This is a genomic window from Neisseria sp. S1 (genome assembly GCF_048060015.1).
GTDB classification, from domain to species: domain Bacteria; phylum Pseudomonadota; class Gammaproteobacteria; order Burkholderiales; family Neisseriaceae; genus Neisseria; species Neisseria arctica.
This window is the reverse complement of the sequence record NZ_JBLUPI010000006.1, coordinates 122,118-140,320: the sequence shown is the minus strand read 5'-3', so window position 1 is coordinate 140,320 and position 18,203 is coordinate 122,118. Positions and strand designations below refer to the sequence as shown.

The following is an 18,203-nucleotide window of genomic DNA, read 5'->3' as shown; positions in this document are numbered from 1 at the left end:
TGCAACTTAATTTAATACTTGGAACACCAATATGTTTGCCCAAGCCGCAAAAGAACTTTCCACCGTGCGCGATATCCTGCGTTTTGCCGTCAGCCGTTTCAACGAAGCCGGATTGTTTTTCGGACACGGCAGTGACAATGCCCATGACGAAGCCGCGTATCTGATATTACACACCCTTAACCTGCCTCTTGATACGCTCGAGCCTTATTTGGATGCAAAATTGCTTGCATCTGAAAAAGCCGAGGTGCTGGATTTAATCGAACGCCGCGTAACCGAACGCCTTCCGGTCGCCTATCTGACGCATCAGGCTTGGCAAGGTGATTTTGATTTTTATGTAGATGAGCGCGTTATCGTACCTCGCTCGTTTATTTACGAATTGCTCGGCGATGCACTATCGCCTTGGATCGAATATCCCGAATTGGTACACCGCGCATTAGATTTATGCACAGGCAGCGGTTGCTTGGCCATTCAGATGGCACACCACTATCCGGCTGCCGAAATCGATGCCGTAGATTTGAGCTTGGATGCCCTTGAAGTTGCCGCTATTAATGTCGAAGAATATGGATTGAAAGAACGCATCAATCTGATTCATACCGACTTATTCGAAGGTATCGAAGAAACTTACGACTTGATCGTTTCCAATCCGCCCTATGTAGATGCCGAATCAGTAGAAGCCCTGCCTGAAGAATATTTGCATGAGCCTGAGCTTGCCCTTGGTAGCGGTGAAGACGGTTTGGATGCAACCCGCCAAATTATTTTGCAAGCTGCCAAATACCTCAATCCAAAGGGCGTATTGTTGGTAGAAATCGGCCATAACCGCGAAGTATTGGAAGCAGCATACCCGGAATTACCGTTTACTTGGCTGGAAACCAGCGGCGGCGACGGTTTTGTATTCCTGCTGACCCGTGAGCAATTACTCGGTGAAGAATAAAACTGCTTTGATATAATTGGATTAAAAATCTCAATGTTACCGTATTAATGCCGTCTGAAAAATTTTCAGACGGCATTAATCTTTATAAAAACTTTTTCTTAAATATAAAAACAGGATACCCAAAAAGATATCCTGTTGGGCAACTAATATATATAGTTTTAAAACAGCTTTACCGTACCATTATTCGTTAACCAACACTACTTTCATTGCACCGTTTTCAGCCGCATGCTTAAACACTTCATAAGCCTTATCCAGCTCGCTCAGTTTAAAACGATGCGTCAGCATTTTGGTCAGATCAACAGAGCTGGTAGAAATGGCTTTTAGCAGCATTTCAGTCGTATTGGCATTCACCAAACCTGTGGTAATGGTTAGATTCTTAATCCATAAACGCTCCAGATTAAAATCAACCGATTGTCCGTATACACCTACCACAGCGATATGCCCACCGGGTTTGACCACGTCTTGACACAAAGACCACGTCGCCGGCAAACCAACTGCCTCAATCGCACAATCCACACCGTCTTTACCCACAATTTCGGCTACCCGGGCCGCAACATTTCCGGAAACCGGATTTATCGTGTGCGTCGCACCCAGTTCTTTCGCCAGTTTCAAACGGTTTTCATCCATATCACATACGATAATCACGGAAGGACTGTAAAACTGGGCCGTCAATAAAGCCGACATACCTACGGGACCTGCACCCGCGATAAATACCGCATCACCGGGTTTTACATCACCATATTGCACACCGATTTCATGCGCTGTGGGCAGTACATCGCTCAACAACAAAGCCACTTCGTCATTCACACCTTCAGGCAGCGGAATCAGGCTGTTATCGGCATAAGGCGTACGCACATACTCGGCCTGCGTACCATCAATCATGTAGCCGAGAATCCAGCCGCCGTTACGGCATTGGGAATAAAGCTGTTTTTTACAGTTGTCGCAAGTACAGCACTTGCTGACACAAGAAATAATCACTTTATCCCCAACCTTGATATTACGCACGCCCGAGCCAACTTCTTCCACAATGCCCACGCCTTCATGCCCGAGAATACGGCCATCGGCAACTTCAGGATTTTTACCTTTCCAAATACCCAAATCGGTACCGCAAATCGTCGTTTTTACAATCCGTACAATCGCATCGGTTGCCTCTAAAATCTGAGGTTTCGGTTTGTCTTCCAAACGAATATCATTAGCTGCATGATAAACCATTGCTTTCATTGAAAACTTCCTTTCTTGATAAAAATATAACGAATAAAATCTTTATCTACATTGTAAGCATATCTCCTGAATGTGCGGCTTTTATTAAAGGAATTATTTACCCATATCAAACAACAAAATCATTACACAGCAAGCCATGCGAAAGCATGTCTAATTCGGGTAAAATATAGAATTTAATTTTTCAACCGATAACTGCCGCATGAGTCCTACCGTCGATTTTTCAACCCGCCTTATCCGCTGGCAACGCAGCCACGGTCGCAACAATCTACCTTGGCAGGTAACTGATCCGTACCGCGTATGGCTTTCCGAAATCATGCTGCAACAAACCCAAGTTAGCACCGTATTGGATTACTACCCCCGCTTTATCGAACGGTTTCCCAACATACAAACACTCGCCCATGCTCCTCAAGATGAAGTATTAAGCCTGTGGCAAGGTTTGGGCTATTACAGCCGTGCCCGCAACCTACACAAAGCCGCTCGGCAAGTTATACAAGACTTTGGCGGTACGTTCCCCCAAACAAGACTTGAATTACAGCAACTATGCGGGGTTGGCCGCAGTACTGCCGCTGCCATTTCCGCTTTCTCATTCCGACAGCGGGAAACCATCCTTGACGGCAATGTCAAACGCGTACTTTGCAGGGTGTTCGCATTAGACGGTGACCCCACAGACAAAAAATTCGAAAACAGCCTGTGGGCTTTAGCAGAAAACCTGCTACCCGAAAAAGCCGATGATATGCCTGCCTATACACAAGGCCTGATGGATTTGGGCGCAACCTGCTGCAAACGCAGCACCCCCTTATGCCACCAATGCCCGATGGCTGATATCTGCCAGGCAAAAGCACAAAACCGTACACACGAGCTACCGCGCAAAAAAAACACAACCACAGTCAAAAACCTGCCGCTTTACTGGCTGATACTCGAACAGGCAGACCGCTCTCTTTTTCTGCAAAAGCGCCCTAGCAGCGGCATTTGGGGCGGGCTTTATTGTGTGCCATGTTTTGAAGACTTACACAGCTTATACCGATTTGCCGAACAATGCGGCATATCCGCTGATGAATTGGAAGAGCAGGCCGCCATCACCCACCGCCTTACTCACCGCCTGCTGCTGATCACCCCTTTCAAAGCCCCGACAACCGATGCAGCTTTACCTTCCGAACTTTCAGACGGCATCTGGGTAAATCCTAGCCATTTACAAAACTATGGCATCCCTAAGCCTATGAATGATTATCTCAAGCAAAAACAATACAAACTTTTTTAAGTTTCCTATCTCAAAACATCCCGTTAAACACCCCGTTTTAGCTTATTCTTTTATGCTCCAAACCCTATTTTTCAAAACCAAAATATAATTACAATTTTTATAAATCATAGTTAAAAAATAAAAAGCATATAAAAAGGCCGTCTGAAAATATATTTTCAGACGGCCTTTTTATATTTGCCCTATAGTATGAAGAAACTTATAAATAGAAAATAATATAAGGCGGCAGCAACTACCGTGTACAAACAGCAAATAAGAGAGCAGACAACGATGTATTTCTTAATTTAACCGGCTACAAATCAGCAACATCTATAACGGAGTAGTTCTGTTTTTTCAACTCCTGCGCAAATAAGCCGCTGCCTGAAATCAATTTACCCGTAAATGTTCCATCGTATATTTGATTGGCACCACACGTTGGACTGCGCGACTGCAATACCACTGCTTCCACTTGTTCTTGTGCCAAAATAGCCATCGCCTTATCTACACCAGCTTGATAAACATCATGTACATCTTTACCTGATTGCTCAGTAACCCGCGCATTAACCATTTCAGCACTTGGGCGTGGCGTAGGCAAACCAGCTAATTGTTCAGGACAAATAGGTAAAACTTTTTTATCCAACAAAAACAACATCACTTTATCATTTAAATTATTTTTGCCATTGTATTTACAATTTTCTCCCAACAAACATGCACTCACCACAACACATTGCTCAATCATGTTGACCCCACATTTCAACCTTTCAGGCAACCTGAAAATCTTACTCTTGATCTTTATTCTCTTTTGGCGTAGGTACCTCAAGCCGTTCTTTCCAAAAGTATTCTTTTTAGGTTACTTGTTTATGAAAACCTCTCCAATACCAGACTACTCAGTTGTCACGATACGGTTAATCTGCCAATTCAAGAAAGGGGTATAAGATCGGGCTTTGTTAATTTGCGCCATACTCTCCGCCCCGGGCTGTACAGCTTGCGTATCGGCAGATAAAGCTCCCTGCCCATTCCACAAACGGAATTCCTGACTACCCTGATGATAGAAACCTTCGTTAGTAAGAATAACTTCCGTATTGTAACCATAACCGCACCACGGAGAAGCAGGTTCTTTAGCCGTTAAGTTGCAGCCGGTTTGATAATAATGTACTTGAGAGAGGCTCAACTCATAAAGCGTAGGCAATATATCTTTGTGCGATCCTGCACGCTCTGGGTGGTAAACCGCCTCATTTCTGTAAGCCTGAGGTACATACAGATAGAACGGCACCGCATGCCCCAAAGCGGCTTCCGCAGCTTCGGCATAACCGACGGCACGCATATTATGATCGCCCGTGGCGGCAACAATCGTATCGGGTGCTTCTTTTTTTACGACGGAAACAAACCGCCCCAATTGATCGTTACTATAGCGGAACGTATTCAATATTTCATTTAATTCACCGCTTTTTTCCAGCCCTGCCAAACGTTTGCGCTCGGTTTCATCCAACGTGAAATTCATTCTCGGCTGCCCCTCCGGCAAAAGATAAGGCGGATGGTTGGTAACGGAAAGCATCATAATAAATACCGGTTTGCCTGTTACCCGAGCCTGCTTGAGTTCGTCTGCAGCATAACGGAACATAAATTCATCCGGTACGCCCCAAGTGTCCGACTTGGCTTCAGGGTATCTTTTTTTCAAAGTATTTTCGTCTACAAATTCCGTTACGCCCAAATGGCGCAAAAACTGATCGAAATCACGCCAACCTCCGTTACCCGCCGTGATATATACGACTTTATAACCCGCATCCAAGTACGGCTTGAACATATTGGTCGGGAAGTTTTTGTTTTTGGCAGTTGATTGGCTCAAATCCAATCTCGGGCTTCGCACAAAAAAACGGTGCAAACTGTCGCTGGTGCCGTCCCCCTCCGAAACGAATTTCAAATAAACCCAATCCTCTTTCCAATGCGGCCTGAGCGAACCCAATAAATCACGGTTTTCTTTATCAAAACCAAGCAGATGCGTTCCCATGCTTTCCATAACCGCAAATACGACATTCGGTTTATGCCGCTCAACTGCGGGATTTTTAGACGTGATGCTGTCAAACTGCTTCAAATCGGCGGAAGCCGGCCGGTTGAGTAGCCGGCTGATAATTTCTATGCCTTCTTCATCCGACACTGCCTCAAAATGGCTGCTGTTGCGATATTCTTTAACCGCCCAATCCAAAGATACCAAAGCATTAGGTACTAATTTATTGATTTCGGGAGTAGCAGAAACCTGTGCGGCTGATTTGCGCAAAGGAAATTTCCCTAGTGATCCCCTCGAACCCGCTGCCAATAAGAGAATTGGCAATAAAATCAAAACCAACCATCCTGCTTTACCCAAAGGAATATCGTCATTCTTGACAAAGCGGATGCGCGTTATCAGTTTACCAAACAAATATCCCGCCGCTACTACGGCCAAACCACCCGAAATCACCGGATAATCCGACCATATCGTATGCAATACCGCTTTTGTATCTTCATCAAACAATCCGAAAACAAACACATCAAACTGATTGCCATACACGCCGAAATAAAACCAATTTCCAACTACAAACCCGAACACCAAGGCGAATAAAATGGCGAGCAAAACCGGTTGCACTTTAGAATAAAGCTGCAAAGTCTTGGTATGTATCAAACTGAACAAACCAAGTAGAAAAGGCAATATAGTTAAAATAGAAGCGATTTTGATATCAAACAAACCGCCCTTTAAAAATAACGCCGGCAAATCACCGCTATATTGTTTTCTGATGCCATCTGAAACAAACCACCATAAAAAAGCAGCTCGTTCAAGCATAAACAAAGCAAAAACCGCACACCAAAAAATCAAGCAGTTTTTAAGAATATTTTTATAATAAAGCCAACGCATCAAACGAAATCCCCCAACCGCATTAATATTTAAACGCCAAAGTTTAATACCTGCGAAAAGTGAAATCAAATAAATACTTTTTAGGCCGAATTAAATAGGCCGTCTGAAAAATATTATTTAAAAATAAAATTTTATTTTTTTAAGCAACTAAACAATCTGTCATCGGCATGGTCCAGAAGCCGAATATAAGGGTGCTATTGGCCAGGCCGCCCTTTTTGTCTCGGCAGTTTTATTCCTCAGCCTATCGTATAACGCTCCCCTCCTCCTAAAGAATTATTTTTTACTAAGCTATTCGCCTACGCCTCCCCCTCACTTTGCCCTTAGCCGCTGCGCTTTTGACGCATATGTTTATCGCACCCGCTCCTTTAATATCCTAGCCATAAAAATCCATTTCTCCTTTCAAACGTTTTTTATACCAAACAAATAAAATCCGTTTGAGAACAAAATACATAAGGAACGCACCATGAAAATCAGAGCACAAGTCGGCATGGTTCTGAACCTCGACAAATGTATCGGCTGCCATACTTGCTCAGTTACCTGCAAAAACGTATGGACATCGCGCGACGGTGTCGAATACGCGTGGTTCAACAACGTCGAAACCAAACCCGGCATCGGCTTTCCGAAAAACTGGGAAGACCAAGAAAAATGGAACGGCGGCTGGGTGCGCAAGCCCGACGGCAAACTGGTACCCAAACAAGGCGGAAAACTGAAAATCCTCGCCAACATCTTTGCCAACCCCAACATGCCGCAGATAGACGACTACTACGAGCCATTTACCTTTGATTACGAACATCTGCAAAACGCACCGGAAATGACTACACCGCCTACCGCCCGCCCGGTTTCGGTACTAACCGGTAAAAAGATGGACAAAATCGAATGGGGCCCGAACTGGGAAGATGATTTGGCGGGCGAATTTGAAAAACGCGGTCGCGACGTATTGTTCGAAGGCATACAAAAAGAAATGTATGCCGCGTTCGAACAAACCTTCATGATGTACCTTCCGCGCCTGTGCGAACACTGCCTCAACCCTACCTGTATCGCCTCTTGCCCTTCAGGCAGCATCTACAAACGCGAAGACGACGGTATCGTACTCATCGACCAAGACAAATGCCGCGGCTGGCGGATGTGCGTATCCGGCTGCCCGTATAAAAAAATCTACTACAACTGGACTTCGGGCAAAGCCGAAAAATGTACTTTCTGCTATCCGCGTATCGAAAGCGGCCAACCCACCGTGTGTTCAGAAACCTGCGTAGGCCGTATCCGCTATCTGGGCGTCCTGCTGTATGACGCCGATAAAATCGAGCAAGCCGCTTCCGTAGAAAATCCTCAAGACCTATACGAACAGCAACTGGGCGTGTTCCTAAACCCGCATGATCCGGAAGTACAACGCGAGGCCCTAAAACAAGGTATCAGCCAAAGCTGGCTGGATGCCGCTAAAAAATCACCCGTGTACAAAATGGCGATGGAATGGAAAGTCGCCTTCCCGCTGCACCCTGAATACCGCACACTCCCCATGGTTTGGTACATCCCGCCGCTCTCACCCATTCAATCTGCTATTGAAAACGGTTTAGTCGGTGAAAACGGCATCATTCCGAGCGTGGACGAAATGCGCATTCCCTTGCGCTATCTCGCCAACCTGCTGACCGCCGGCAAAGTAGAGCCGATTAAAGAAGCATTAGAACGCATGATCGCCATGCGCCGTTACAAACGTGGCCAAACCGTTCACGGCGAAACCTTGGAAGAAACCTTGTCGGGTACAGGCCTTACGCCCGCAATGGTAGAGGATATGTATCAGATTATGGCGATTGCCAATTACGAAGACCGCTTTGTCGTACCTTCTTCCCACAAAGAATTGGTTGAAAACAGTTTTGACGACAAAGCAAGCTGCGGCTTTACCTTCGGCAACGGCTGCTCGGGTGGCTCCACAGAAGAAAGCCTGTTCGGCAAACGAAAAGGTACGCCGATTGTATTCCACGACCACCGCGAGTTTCTAAAAAACAACCGCGATAAAGGAGTACGCTGATGCTCAACCGCGAATACCAATGGTTTTCGGCGCTGTTGTGCTATCCCGAAGCCGAACTCATCGACGCCTTACCCGAGTTTCAGACGGCCTTGTCGGAAACGCCTGCACTGGCAGCACAGCCCCAGCTACAAAATTTTCTGGATTACCTGCGTAACAATACGTTGATTGAACTGCAACAAAACTATGTGCGCACATTTGACCAAAACCGTAATCATGCGCTGTATATCTTCGAACATGTTTACGGAGAAGACCGCGGCCGCGGATCGGCTATGGTGGATTTACTGGAAGAATACCGCAACGGCGGTTTCACGCTCGAGAGCAACGAACTACCCGACTACCTTCCCGTTTTATTGGAATTCTTCGCTCATATCGAAGCCGATAAAGCACAAAAACTACTGGGTGACGCCGTGCACGTTATTGCCCATATCGGCAAAAAGCTCGAGGCTTCGGGTTCTCCTTACGCCGTGCTATTGCAGGCCTTAAGTGCACTCAGCCCGGTAGCGCCACAACCGCTTATCGAACCGCCCGTACGCGACATGGACGAAGCCATGGAAACCTTCGGCCCCGATATCAGCGGACAGGAACCATTACTGAAACCCGCCACCGACACCATACAGTTTTACCCCAAATCTGCGTATACCGCCGCAGTCAAAGGAGCAGTATCATGAATACGCTGAACCAATTCTTATTCGGCATCTACCCTTATATCTGTCTGGCTATTTTCTTTCTGGGCAGTCTTATCCGTTTCGACCGCGAACAATACACTTGGAAAAGCGATTCCAGCCAATTACTCTATGCAGGGCAGCTTCGCTTAGGCAATATTTTGTTCCATGTCGGTATTTTGGCAGTTTTTTTCGGCCACCTGTTCGGCCTGCTCACGCCCTTATGGTTTTGGGATTTTATCGGTGTCAGCCATGGTGCCAAACAAATTTTCGCCATGCTGATGGGCGGTATCTTCGGCCTTACCGCATTAGCAGGCTTGATTATCCTAATCAACCGCCGCTTCAAATGCGACCGTTTGGCCGCCAACTCAAACTGGCGCGACAAACTGGTATTAATCTGGATTTTAGTCACTCTTTTGCTTGGTTTGTGCACGATTTTTGTGAGCATGCAGCATACCGACGGTCATGAAATGGTCTTACTGATGAAATGGGCCCAGCATATCGTTACTTTCCGCGGAGCGGCTGCCGACTACATCGCTGATGCCAATTTCCTATTTAAAGCGCATATCTTTATGGGGATGACTTTCTTCGCCATCTTCCCTTTCACGCGTATGGTTCATGTTTGGAGCGGCTTTGCCAGCGTAACCTATCTTACCCGCGCATGGCAGCTGGTACGCCGCCGCTAAACCCGATATACCTTCCGGTATAAACAAAACGCCGTCTGAAAATATTTCAAACGGCGTTGTTTTAATAAAAACATATAATTGACAAGCATCACTTACAAATTACTCAGTATCCGAAAGACCCATATTTCAGACGGCCTTATTTTCCTACCAAGCGAAGCCAGCAATCATTTCACACTGCGGCGGTTTCGGCTTTTTTACGGGCAGGCTTTTTAAACTTCAGCACCACTTCTTCTTTTTTGGCATTCCAATCAATACTCACATAACCGCCTTCAGTCAAACGGCCGAACAGCAATTCATCTGCCAACGTTTTGCGGATTTTCTCCTGAATCAAGCGGTTCATCGGTCTTGCGCCCATTTGCGGATCAAAACCTTTTTCTGCCAGATATGCACGCAATGCCGGGGTAAACTCCGCCTCCACTTTTCGTTCCAACAACTGTTGTTCAAGCTGAAGCAGAAATTTATCCACCACTTTGGCAATCACAGGCTCGGTAAGCGGTGCAAACGGAATCACCGCATCCAAGCGGTTGCGGAATTCAGGCGTAAAGAGCTTATTGATTGCCTGCATTTCATCACCACGCTCACGCTTGCCGGTAAAACCAACGGTAGGTTTACTGAGCCCCTCTGCCCCCGCATTGGTGGTCATAATCAATACCACATTGCGGAAATCAGCACTCTTGCCGTTGTTATCGGTTAACTTTCCGTGATCCATTACCTGCAAAAGCACATTGAAAATATCAGGATGCGCTTTTTCAATTTCGTCCAACAGCAATACGCAATAGGGTTGCTTATTAACGGCTTCCGTCAACAAACCGCCCTGCTCGAATCCGACATAACCGGGAGGCGAACCGATCAAACGCGACACTGCATGGCGTTCCATATATTCCGACATATCAAAGCGTTGCAAAGGTACGCCCAACGAAAAAGCCAACTGCTTCGCCACTTCGGTTTTACCCACCCCCGTAGGACCCGAGAATAAAAAACTACCGATCGGCTTATCAGGCAATCCCAAACCGGAACGGGACATTTTAACCGCCGAAGCCAAAGCATCGATTGCGGCATCCTGCCCGAATACCATGTTTTTCAAATCACGGGCAAGAAACTGTAAAACCTGCTTGTCATCATGAGAAACAGTCTTTTCGGGAACACGTGCCACTTTGGCAATCACGGCTTCAATCTGTGTCTTACCGATTACTTTTTTCTGCTTAGATTTGGGCAAAATGCGTTGTGCCGCCCCTGCTTCGTCCATGACATCAATCGCCTTATCCGGCAAAAAACGCTCGTTGATATAGCGGGCCGACAATTCTGCGGCGGCTTCTAAGGCAGATTGGGTATAGCGCACTTGGTGAAAATCTTCAAACATCGGCTTCAACCCGCGCAAAATCTGCACCGTTTCAGGTACAGTCGGTTCGGCAATATCGATTTTTTGAAAACGGCGGCTTAGCGCATGGTCTTTGTCGAAAATAGTGCGGTATTCATCATAAGTGGTTGCTCCGATACAGCGCAATTGGCCTTTAGCCAATGCCGGCTTCAATAAATTGGAAGCATCCATCGTACCGCCCGATACGCTGCCCGCCCCGATAATAGTATGAATTTCATCAACAAACAAAACCGCATGCTCTATCGACGCCAAAGCCTTCAATACGGCTTTAATGCGCGATTCGAAATCACCCCGGTATTTTGTTCCCGCCAACAAAGCGCCCATATCCAACGCAAACACAACGGCGCCTTTAAGCGTCTCCGGCACTTGTCCGTGCACAATCTGATAGGCCAAGCCTTCGGCCAAAGCTGTTTTCCCCACACCGGCCTCACCAACCAATAAGGGATTGTTTTTACGGCGACGACACAATACCTGTACCAACCGTTCCATTTCATGCTTACGGCCGATTAAGGGATCTATTCTTCCTGCCAAGGCTTCGGCATTTAAGTTCAAGGTATAGTTTGAAAGTGCATCGGCTTGATTCTGCTCTTTGTCGTCATCCGAATGTGCGCTATCCCCGCCACGATACGCGGGACCTTCACTAGGACCATGTGCAATCGCACTCAAAATATCGTAACGGTTTACCGACTGCAGATTCAAAAAATACACAGCCGGACTATCGTTCTCACTCATCAACGCCACTAGGATATCCAGGGGATAAACCTCACGCTTATCGGCCGCTTGCGCATGCACAAGCGCACGTTGTAAAACACGTTGGAAACCGATTGTAGGCTGAGTTTCGGTCGTTTCTATCAAGCCTTCGGGCAGCACCGGTGTATTTTCAACCATACTGCTGATTAATTGCTCAGAGAGCAGCTCGCAATTTACCCCGCATTGGCGCAGCAGGCCGCCAACATCTTCGCTTTGCTCCAGCAATACCAACAGCAAATGCTCCAACCCGATCAATTCATACTTCCGGGCACGCGCATCTGCATAAACATGCTGCAAAATTCGTTCTAACTCCGCTGAAATCATTCAAACCTCCTCTACCGTGCACATTAGGGGGTATTCCTCACGACGCGCACGCTGCATTACCTGCTGTTTTTTGGTTTCCGCAATATCACGGGTGTAAACGCCGCAAAGGCCTTTGCCTTCATGATGTACCATCAACATAATGGCAACCGCCCGATTCTCGGCCAATAGAAAAACCTCTGTCAAAATTTTCACCACGAAATCCATCGGGGTGTAATCATCGTTCACTAAAAAAACCCCGTATTTCTTCGGCGGCGTGAGCTTGGCATCGGCATCTTTGACTTGGGGCGTGCCTTGACCGGACGTACGTATTTGTCCCATATATGAAATCTTTTCCAACAAATTTAAAGTGGTTTATGTTGTATTTTTTGCCATTTTAATAAAATTCGAGCTTTTTCCCAAACATTACTTGACTATCCCCATTAACAAAGGTAAAACGTGAAGTACGCAGAAACAAGGCATGCAGTACAAAGCATAATAGTTTATAGTTTGGGAGAAACTCGAAACTTTTACGTTGGTCAGCCTTGCCGCATTTTGCTGTATTTTGTTAATTTTTTTAGTATAGGGAAGTTCAATGGCAACCGGTATTGTTAAATGGTTTAACGACGCTAAAGGTTTTGGTTTTATCACTCCGGACGAAGGCGGCGAAGATTTGTTCGCTCATTTCTCTGCAATCAATATGGATGGTTTCAAAACCCTGAAAGAAGGCCAACGCGTATCTTTCGACGTAACCACCGGCCCTAAAGGCAAACAAGCTGCTAACATTCAAGCTGCTTAATATATATTGAGTCGGTTCTGCCGATTGCAAGCATCATGGCGGGTTTTCCAACCTGCCATTTTACATTTTCAGACGGCTATTTCGTTTTATTAATTAACCAATACTACAGCATTACCTCTTCCCAACTGCCTGCTCGGCAGATAGTTACCGTCCGACCTTCCTCCGTTCCAAGCAACCTATTTATCTATGAATCACAGCATCCGTCCCGGCATCTACCGCCACTACAAAGGTCAATTATATGAAGTGATCGGCACAGCCCGACATTCCGAAAACGAAGAAATCATGGTGGTTTATCGTGCGCTTTACGGCGAATACGGACTTTGGATACGCCCTTTGGCCATGTTCGCCGAAAATATCACCCACGAAGGCCTTGTTACCCCGCGTTTTGCGTGCATCAAAACTTTTTAAGGCCTATTCGGACTAACAGATTTTATCTATTCACCCCTATCCGCATTCTCTTCTGTTTCAGACGGCTATTTCTGCTAAAATAGCCGTCTGAAATATTGATAAGTCATCAAAAATGAGCATCGCTAATAACAAAAAAGCCTTCCACGATTATTTCATCGAAGAACAAATCCAAGCCGGCCTTGTGTTGGAAGGCTGGGAAGTTAAAGCCATACGCGCAGGACGGGTACAACTAAAAGAAAGTTATATCCATTGGAAACGTGGGGCATTTTATCTGGTCGGTTGCCATATTACCGCGCTGCCCACCGCCTCTACCCACGTTAAACCCGACCCGGTACGCCAACGGAAACTCCTACTTAACCAATCTGAAATCAATAAATTAATAGGTAAAACCGAGCGCGCGGGTTACACCATTGTGCCATTAAATATGCATTACCACCGCGGCAATATCAAAATGGATATTGGCTTGGCCAAAGGTAAAAAACAACATGACAAACGTCAGAGCATGAAAGAGGCTGATTGGAAACGCGAGAAACAGCGGTTAATGAAAAATGTGCGCTAATCTGCCACATTTGTCGTAAGCAAAAGTAAAAACGCGCAATACCCGGCATTTTTTCTTTTCAGGTGGCTTTTGCCTGATAATAATAAAGCCGTCTGAAATCTTGCCCTCGGATCACAATAATGCCTCAGCCATCTTTATTTTTTCCCTTGTTTCTAATCATTGCCGGCGCTCTTTGGTTTTTAAAAACTACCGGTATCCTACCTGCTACCACTACTTTGGTTGCGATGGCTTTGGCTTTAGCCGGCATTATTGTTCTCATCATGGACGGTATCAACAAACAATCTATCGTAGCAAGCCCGCTCTTGGTTTATATCGGTATTGCCGTTTATATAAAAAGTCATTATTTACTTTCATATTCTCCGCTGGTTGCCTTGGGTATGATGCTACTGGGCTGTCTGTTACTACTTTCACGAAGCAGCCTGATTCCTTATAAAATGCCGAAGCAGATTCAGTAAAATCACCCATATTTATTATCCTGATCCTTGTAAGGCTGCCTAAATTCAACATAGGCAGCCTTAAATATTTATCACTCCTACCAAATAACTTATATATTCTTGATACATTCTTTATCCTTTATCTAAATACGGATTAAGCAATAATGTTATTAAACACAAATCAAGCTCATGTTTATGATTAACCATCAAGAGAGAGGCCGTCTGAAAATTTCAGACGGCCTCTCTTGATTACTTTGGCACAATGGCGGTAATGTGCTGCTAAACCCTGCCTAGCCAATCCCGAAACAATAAAATATTCGTGATATTTCCAACCTTACCCATCAACAAATGAAAAATTTTTTCATTTTTTCAAACACTGTATTTATACCTTAACAATTCAAATCTTTTTTTATTCCGCCAAAAACACTTCTACAACCATACTATCAACAGCCAACTTCTGCATATATTGATAACCTAAGTACAGCTTTCCCACCAACTATAGCTTTTTTTATGTGGCACACACTCTCCTCATCTTTCTTAAAATTTTTAAGCATATGGTTTATTTAATTTTTTTAATAAATCATCTTACCTAATACCCTTTCCAAATGATTTATGTATCGCAATTTGCAACCTGTAATATGACACGCCAACATATTAACGTTTTTTCACAATAATACCTTAAGCAGGCCATCTGAAATTCTGATTTATGCGATATGAAAAATTATTCAAACTTTATCATCATGATTTTTAAGAATTAGATTGATACATTTTCTAGAGCAAAATTTCACTTTCAAGCTTTACATTTCATTGCAAAGTAAAAAAATTATGTTATTCTGAATTTAGTGTTCTCAATATCAAGAAAGCTGAGGATCACTGATAAAACAGGCTTATCCCTACAATTTACCGTTTTTTGCTTCATTTCGGTAAACAGAAGGCCGTCTGAAAACATAAATACTACATTACAATTACAAAGGAGATAAATCATGTCGACACACCAACATGACGCATCCGGTTACTGGAAAGCAAATCTCCGGATTATCGTCATTTGCCTGATAATCTGGGCTTTGTGCTCTTACGGATTTGGTATCGTATTACGTCCTCTTCTCTCCGGCATTCAAATCGGCGGGACAGATTTGGGATTCTGGTTTGCCCAACAAGGGTCAATTTTGGCCTTCATCGGAATCATTTTCTTCTACTCTTGGCGTATGAACAAACTAGATGAAGAATTCGGCGTTAGCGAGGAATAAACCATGAGTCAATTTGTCATCAATCTTATTTTCGTGGGGGCCTCTTTCGCACTTTACTTCGGTATCGCTATTTGGGCGCGGGCAGGTTCTACCAAAGAATTTTATGTAGCGGGCGGCGGGGTTCATCCCGTATTGAACGGTATGGCAACCGCTGCCGACTGGATGAGTGCTGCTTCATTCATTTCAATGGCGGGCCTGCTGGCTATGAACGGTTATGCGGCGTCAGCCTATCTGATGGGCTGGACAGGCGGCTACGTACTGCTGGCATTGCTGTTGGCTCCCTACCTGCGTAAATTCGGTAAATTTACCGTACCGGACTTTATCGGAGACCGTTTTTACAGCCGTACTGCGCGCTTAGTAGCTGTAGCCTGTTTGATTATGGCTTCAACCACTTATGTAATCGGTCAAATGACAGGCGCCGGCGTGGCTTTCTCACGCTTTTTAGAAGTAGACAGCACGACAGGACTGATTATCGCGGCAGTAGTGGTACTGTTTTATACGGTATTAGGCGGTATGAAAGGGATTACCTACACCCAAGTGGCCCAGTATGTCGTATTGATTATCGCGTATACCATCCCTGCCGTATTTATTTCCCTGCAACTGACCGGCAATCCGATTCCTCCTTTGGGATTATTCAGCAATGAGTCGGCTTCAGGCATGCCGCTTCTGCAAAAACTGGATGCAGTCGTCACCGACTTGGGCTTTACCTCTTACACTGCAGACATTCCAAACAAATTAAATATGTTCCTGTTTACTTTGTCGCTAATGATCGGTACTGCAGGTTTGCCGCATGTAATCATTCGTTTCTTCACCGTACCTAAAGTATCCGATGCACGCTCTTCGGCAGGTTGGGCATTGGTATTTATCGCCCTGCTCTATACTACTGCTCCGGCAGTCGGTTCTATGGCACGTATCAACTTGGTAGATACCATTTACCCGCAAGGTACGCAGTCAGCACCAATCGATTACACCGCACGCCCGGGTTGGATGGAAACTTGGGAACACACCGGCCTGCTTAAATTTGAGGATAAAAACGGCGACGGCAAAATCCAGTATTACAACGATAAATCCGAAGCTTTCTCTGCCGTGGCAAAAGAACGCGGCTGGCAAGGCAACGAGTTGACCGTAAACAACGATATCTTGGTACTGGCCAATCCCGAAATTGCCAATCTTCCGGGTTGGGTTATCGGCCTGATTGCCGCCGGTGGTTTGGCAGCTGCACTTTCTACCGCCGCCGGTTTGCTATTGGCCATCTCTTCGGCTATTTCCCACGACTTAATCAAGAAAACCCTCAAACCCGACATCAGCGAAAAAGGCGAACTATTGGCTGCCCGCGTATCAATGACGATTGCGATTGTGGTTGCCACTTGGTTGGGTATCAACCCGCCGGGCTTTGCCGCACAAGTAGTCGCACTTGCCTTCGGTATTGCAGCCGCATCAATTTTCCCTGCATTGATGATGGGTATTTTCTCAAAACGCATCAACGACAAAGGTGCAACCGCCGGTATGTTGGCAGGTTTGATTTCCACCAGCGTTTACATTTTCCTGTATCTGGGCTGGTTCTTTATTCCAGGCACCAATACCTTTGAAAATGTAGAAGCCAATTGGCTGTTCGGAATTTCACCACTGTCGTTTGGCGCAGTAGGGGCATTGATTAACTTCGCTGTGGCATTTGTGGTATCCATGATGGGTAAAGAACCGCCGCAAGAGGTTCAAGACTTGGTAGAAAGCGTACGCTATCCGCGCGGCGCTGGCCAAGCCATCGACCACTAATCCCATGTTTGGGCTTCCCAATCAAGGAAGCCCAAACTATTTACCTCGAAAAACAGTTGTTCAAGATAAAAGTGATGCACCGTAACCAAACCTTTAGAATGCCTCTTTTTTATTTTGGGTATCTGCCTTAACACGATCACAGGCGTATCGAAAAACGCCAATTAATGAAAATTTCAAACCACAAAAGGGAAACGCATGATTTGGGAATTTATTGCCACATTATCTGCCGCACTTGGCGCTGCCGGGCTGGTAATGCTGCTGAAACTGGTATTCAAACGGCTGCCTAAGTGGTCCGTCCCCGCCGCTGCCGGCTTGGGTATGCTGGCTTTTCAAGTGCACAGCGAATACACCTGGTTTGCCCATACCCGCGCTCTTCTACCGGAAACCGTACAAGTGGTCGCAGAAGTACCTGAAACTGCATTTTACAAGCCGTGGTCGTATATCCGCCCTCAAGTGCTGAAGTTCATTGCGCTGGATAGTGCTAAAACTGAAATTATTGATAAGCAAATTCCGGTAATACAAACCAATCTTTATTTTTTCGAACGCCGCATGAGTGCCCATACTTTGCCCGTATGGGTAAATTGCCGTACCAGAATGCTTACCCTGAACTTGCCTGAGAATAAATCAGGTGATATAGAATGGGGTAAAACCCCGTATAGCGAAAAAACTGCAAATGCCGTTTGCCCTGCCTGATTTGCAGTTGGGACAAAAAGCCGTCTGAAATATTTTCAGACGGCATATTTTTCGTTTCTCTCGCCCCTTACAAAATACACTTAATTTCCCCTATCTGCCGTTTAAGCAGAATAAACCGCCAAAAGCGGTAATTTCTGTTATATTTGAAGCCGTCTGAAAACAAATACAAACGGCATGCAACCTTAACCAAACACGCACTCCATACCAACATAGAAAGC

17 protein-coding genes are annotated in these 18,203 nt (G+C 45.5%); 12 read left to right on the top strand and 5 right to left on the bottom strand.

Going from position 1 to position 18,203, the window contains the following annotated elements:
* Nucleotides 1–31: 31 nt before the first annotated feature.
* Complete coding sequence (prmB, locus tag ACEPPX_RS06270; protein WP_416623365.1) at nt 32–931, top strand: 50S ribosomal protein L3 N(5)-glutamine methyltransferase; 900 nt, start codon at nt 32–34, stop codon at nt 929–931.
* A 180-nt stretch (nt 932–1,111) separates the two neighbouring features.
* Here the strand turns inward: prmB and ACEPPX_RS06265 are convergent, their stop codons facing one another.
* Nucleotides 1,112–2,152: a zinc-dependent alcohol dehydrogenase family protein gene (locus ACEPPX_RS06265; protein WP_047761573.1), complete on the bottom strand. Its 1,041-nt coding sequence runs from the start codon at nt 2,150–2,152 to the stop codon at nt 1,112–1,114.
* Between the two features lie 199 nt (nt 2,153–2,351).
* On the opposite strand from ACEPPX_RS06265, the gene mutY reads away from it, so the two are divergent.
* Nucleotides 2,352–3,410: an A/G-specific adenine glycosylase gene (mutY, locus tag ACEPPX_RS06260; protein ID WP_416623364.1), complete on the top strand. Its 1,059-nt coding sequence runs from the start codon at nt 2,352–2,354 to the stop codon at nt 3,408–3,410.
* A 289-nt stretch (nt 3,411–3,699) separates the two neighbouring features.
* Here mutY and ACEPPX_RS06255 read toward each other — a convergent pair whose 3' ends face one another.
* Nucleotides 3,700–4,125: a DUF523 domain-containing protein gene (locus ACEPPX_RS06255; protein ID WP_416623363.1), complete on the bottom strand. Its 426-nt coding sequence runs from the start codon at nt 4,123–4,125 to the stop codon at nt 3,700–3,702.
* Between the two features lie 144 nt (nt 4,126–4,269).
* Nucleotides 4,270–6,273 carry an LTA synthase family protein gene (locus ACEPPX_RS06250; protein WP_416623362.1) on the bottom strand — a complete coding sequence of 668 codons (2,004 nt, stop codon included), beginning with the start codon at nt 6,271–6,273 and terminating at the stop codon, nt 4,270–4,272.
* Between the two features lie 463 nt (nt 6,274–6,736).
* Between ACEPPX_RS06250 and narH the strand changes: the two genes are divergently transcribed.
* The 3 genes from narH to narI are packed head-to-tail and all read left to right on the top strand — an operon-like array spanning nt 6,737 to nt 9,644.
* Nucleotides 6,737–8,296 (top strand): nitrate reductase subunit beta, encoded by a 1,560-nt coding sequence (gene narH, locus ACEPPX_RS06245; protein ID WP_416623361.1) that lies wholly within the window; start codon nt 6,737–6,739, stop codon nt 8,294–8,296.
* Nucleotides 8,296–8,964, top strand: a complete 669-nt coding sequence (narJ, locus tag ACEPPX_RS06240) for a nitrate reductase molybdenum cofactor assembly chaperone (RefSeq protein WP_416623360.1) — start codon at nt 8,296–8,298, stop codon at nt 8,962–8,964. Before narH ends, narJ begins: the two co-directional genes overlap by 1 nt.
* Entirely contained in the window at nt 8,961–9,644 is a 684-nt protein-coding gene (narI, locus tag ACEPPX_RS06235; protein WP_047761568.1) for a respiratory nitrate reductase subunit gamma, read from the top strand. Before narJ ends, narI begins: the two co-directional genes overlap by 4 nt.
* Nucleotides 9,645–9,813: 169 nt before the next feature.
* On the opposite strand, the gene clpA is transcribed toward narI, so the two are convergent.
* The gene (clpA, locus tag ACEPPX_RS06230) at nt 9,814–12,096 is read right to left on the bottom strand and encodes an ATP-dependent Clp protease ATP-binding subunit ClpA (protein ID WP_416623359.1); all 2,283 of its coding nucleotides are present in this window, start codon (nt 12,094–12,096) and stop codon (nt 9,814–9,816) included.
* Nucleotides 12,097–12,414: an ATP-dependent Clp protease adapter ClpS gene (gene clpS / locus ACEPPX_RS06225; protein ID WP_047761566.1), complete on the bottom strand. Its 318-nt coding sequence runs from the start codon at nt 12,412–12,414 to the stop codon at nt 12,097–12,099.
* 253 nt (nt 12,415–12,667) lie between these two features.
* Between clpS and ACEPPX_RS06220 the strand changes: the two genes are divergently transcribed.
* The 7 genes from ACEPPX_RS06220 (at nt 12,668) to ACEPPX_RS06190 (ending at nt 17,985) form a co-directional block, all read left to right on the top strand.
* On the top strand, nt 12,668–12,871 hold the full coding sequence (locus tag ACEPPX_RS06220) for a cold-shock protein (RefSeq protein WP_003682902.1): 204 nt from the start codon (nt 12,668–12,670) through the stop codon (nt 12,869–12,871).
* Between the two features lie 186 nt (nt 12,872–13,057).
* On the top strand, nt 13,058–13,279 hold the full coding sequence (locus ACEPPX_RS06215) for a DUF1653 domain-containing protein (RefSeq protein ID WP_416623358.1): 222 nt from the start codon (nt 13,058–13,060) through the stop codon (nt 13,277–13,279).
* A 112-nt stretch (nt 13,280–13,391) separates the two neighbouring features.
* Nucleotides 13,392–13,838, top strand: a complete 447-nt coding sequence (gene smpB / locus ACEPPX_RS06210) for an SsrA-binding protein SmpB (protein WP_416623357.1) — start codon at nt 13,392–13,394, stop codon at nt 13,836–13,838.
* 119 nt (nt 13,839–13,957) lie between these two features.
* Nucleotides 13,958–14,293 carry a hypothetical protein gene (locus ACEPPX_RS06205; RefSeq protein ID WP_416623356.1) on the top strand — a complete coding sequence of 112 codons (336 nt, stop codon included), beginning with the start codon at nt 13,958–13,960 and terminating at the stop codon, nt 14,291–14,293.
* A 962-nt stretch (nt 14,294–15,255) separates the two neighbouring features.
* On the top strand, nt 15,256–15,519 hold the full coding sequence (locus ACEPPX_RS06200; protein WP_047761562.1) for a DUF4212 domain-containing protein: 264 nt from the start codon (nt 15,256–15,258) through the stop codon (nt 15,517–15,519).
* Nucleotides 15,520–15,522: 3 nt separating this feature from the next.
* Nucleotides 15,523–17,292, top strand: coding sequence for a sodium:solute symporter family protein (locus ACEPPX_RS06195; RefSeq protein ID WP_416623355.1), 1,770 nt, complete (start codon nt 15,523–15,525; stop codon nt 17,290–17,292).
* A 195-nt stretch (nt 17,293–17,487) separates the two neighbouring features.
* A complete protein-coding gene (locus tag ACEPPX_RS06190; RefSeq protein ID WP_416623354.1) occupies nt 17,488–17,985 on the top strand; it encodes a hypothetical protein in 498 nt (165 codons plus the stop codon).
* Nucleotides 17,986–18,203: the final 218 nt, after the last annotated feature.

Excerpts from the sequence above, each read along its gene's own strand:
- prmB (WP_416623365.1), top strand. The coding sequence starts at position 32 with ATGTTTGCCCAAGCCGCAAAAGAACTTTCCACCGTGCGCGATATCCTG.
- ACEPPX_RS06265 (WP_047761573.1), bottom strand. The coding sequence starts at position 2,152 with ATGAAAGCAATGGTTTATCATGCAGCTAATGATATTCGTTTGGAAGAC.
- mutY (WP_416623364.1), top strand. The coding sequence starts at position 2,352 with ATGAGTCCTACCGTCGATTTTTCAACCCGCCTTATCCGCTGGCAACGC.
- ACEPPX_RS06255 (WP_416623363.1), bottom strand. The coding sequence starts at position 4,125 with ATGATTGAGCAATGTGTTGTGGTGAGTGCATGTTTGTTGGGAGAAAAT.
- ACEPPX_RS06250 (WP_416623362.1), bottom strand. The coding sequence starts at position 6,273 with ATGCGTTGGCTTTATTATAAAAATATTCTTAAAAACTGCTTGATTTTT.
- narH (WP_416623361.1), top strand. The coding sequence starts at position 6,737 with ATGAAAATCAGAGCACAAGTCGGCATGGTTCTGAACCTCGACAAATGT.
- narJ (WP_416623360.1), top strand. The coding sequence starts at position 8,296 with ATGCTCAACCGCGAATACCAATGGTTTTCGGCGCTGTTGTGCTATCCC.
- narI (WP_047761568.1), top strand. The coding sequence starts at position 8,961 with ATGAATACGCTGAACCAATTCTTATTCGGCATCTACCCTTATATCTGT.
- clpA (WP_416623359.1), bottom strand. The coding sequence starts at position 12,096 with ATGATTTCAGCGGAGTTAGAACGAATTTTGCAGCATGTTTATGCAGAT.
- clpS (WP_047761566.1), bottom strand. The coding sequence starts at position 12,414 with ATGGGACAAATACGTACGTCCGGTCAAGGCACGCCCCAAGTCAAAGAT.
- ACEPPX_RS06220 (WP_003682902.1), top strand. The coding sequence starts at position 12,668 with ATGGCAACCGGTATTGTTAAATGGTTTAACGACGCTAAAGGTTTTGGT.
- ACEPPX_RS06215 (WP_416623358.1), top strand. The coding sequence starts at position 13,058 with ATGAATCACAGCATCCGTCCCGGCATCTACCGCCACTACAAAGGTCAA.
- smpB (WP_416623357.1), top strand. The coding sequence starts at position 13,392 with ATGAGCATCGCTAATAACAAAAAAGCCTTCCACGATTATTTCATCGAA.
- ACEPPX_RS06205 (WP_416623356.1), top strand. The coding sequence starts at position 13,958 with ATGCCTCAGCCATCTTTATTTTTTCCCTTGTTTCTAATCATTGCCGGC.
- ACEPPX_RS06200 (WP_047761562.1), top strand. The coding sequence starts at position 15,256 with ATGTCGACACACCAACATGACGCATCCGGTTACTGGAAAGCAAATCTC.
- ACEPPX_RS06195 (WP_416623355.1), top strand. The coding sequence starts at position 15,523 with ATGAGTCAATTTGTCATCAATCTTATTTTCGTGGGGGCCTCTTTCGCA.
- ACEPPX_RS06190 (WP_416623354.1), top strand. The coding sequence starts at position 17,488 with ATGATTTGGGAATTTATTGCCACATTATCTGCCGCACTTGGCGCTGCC.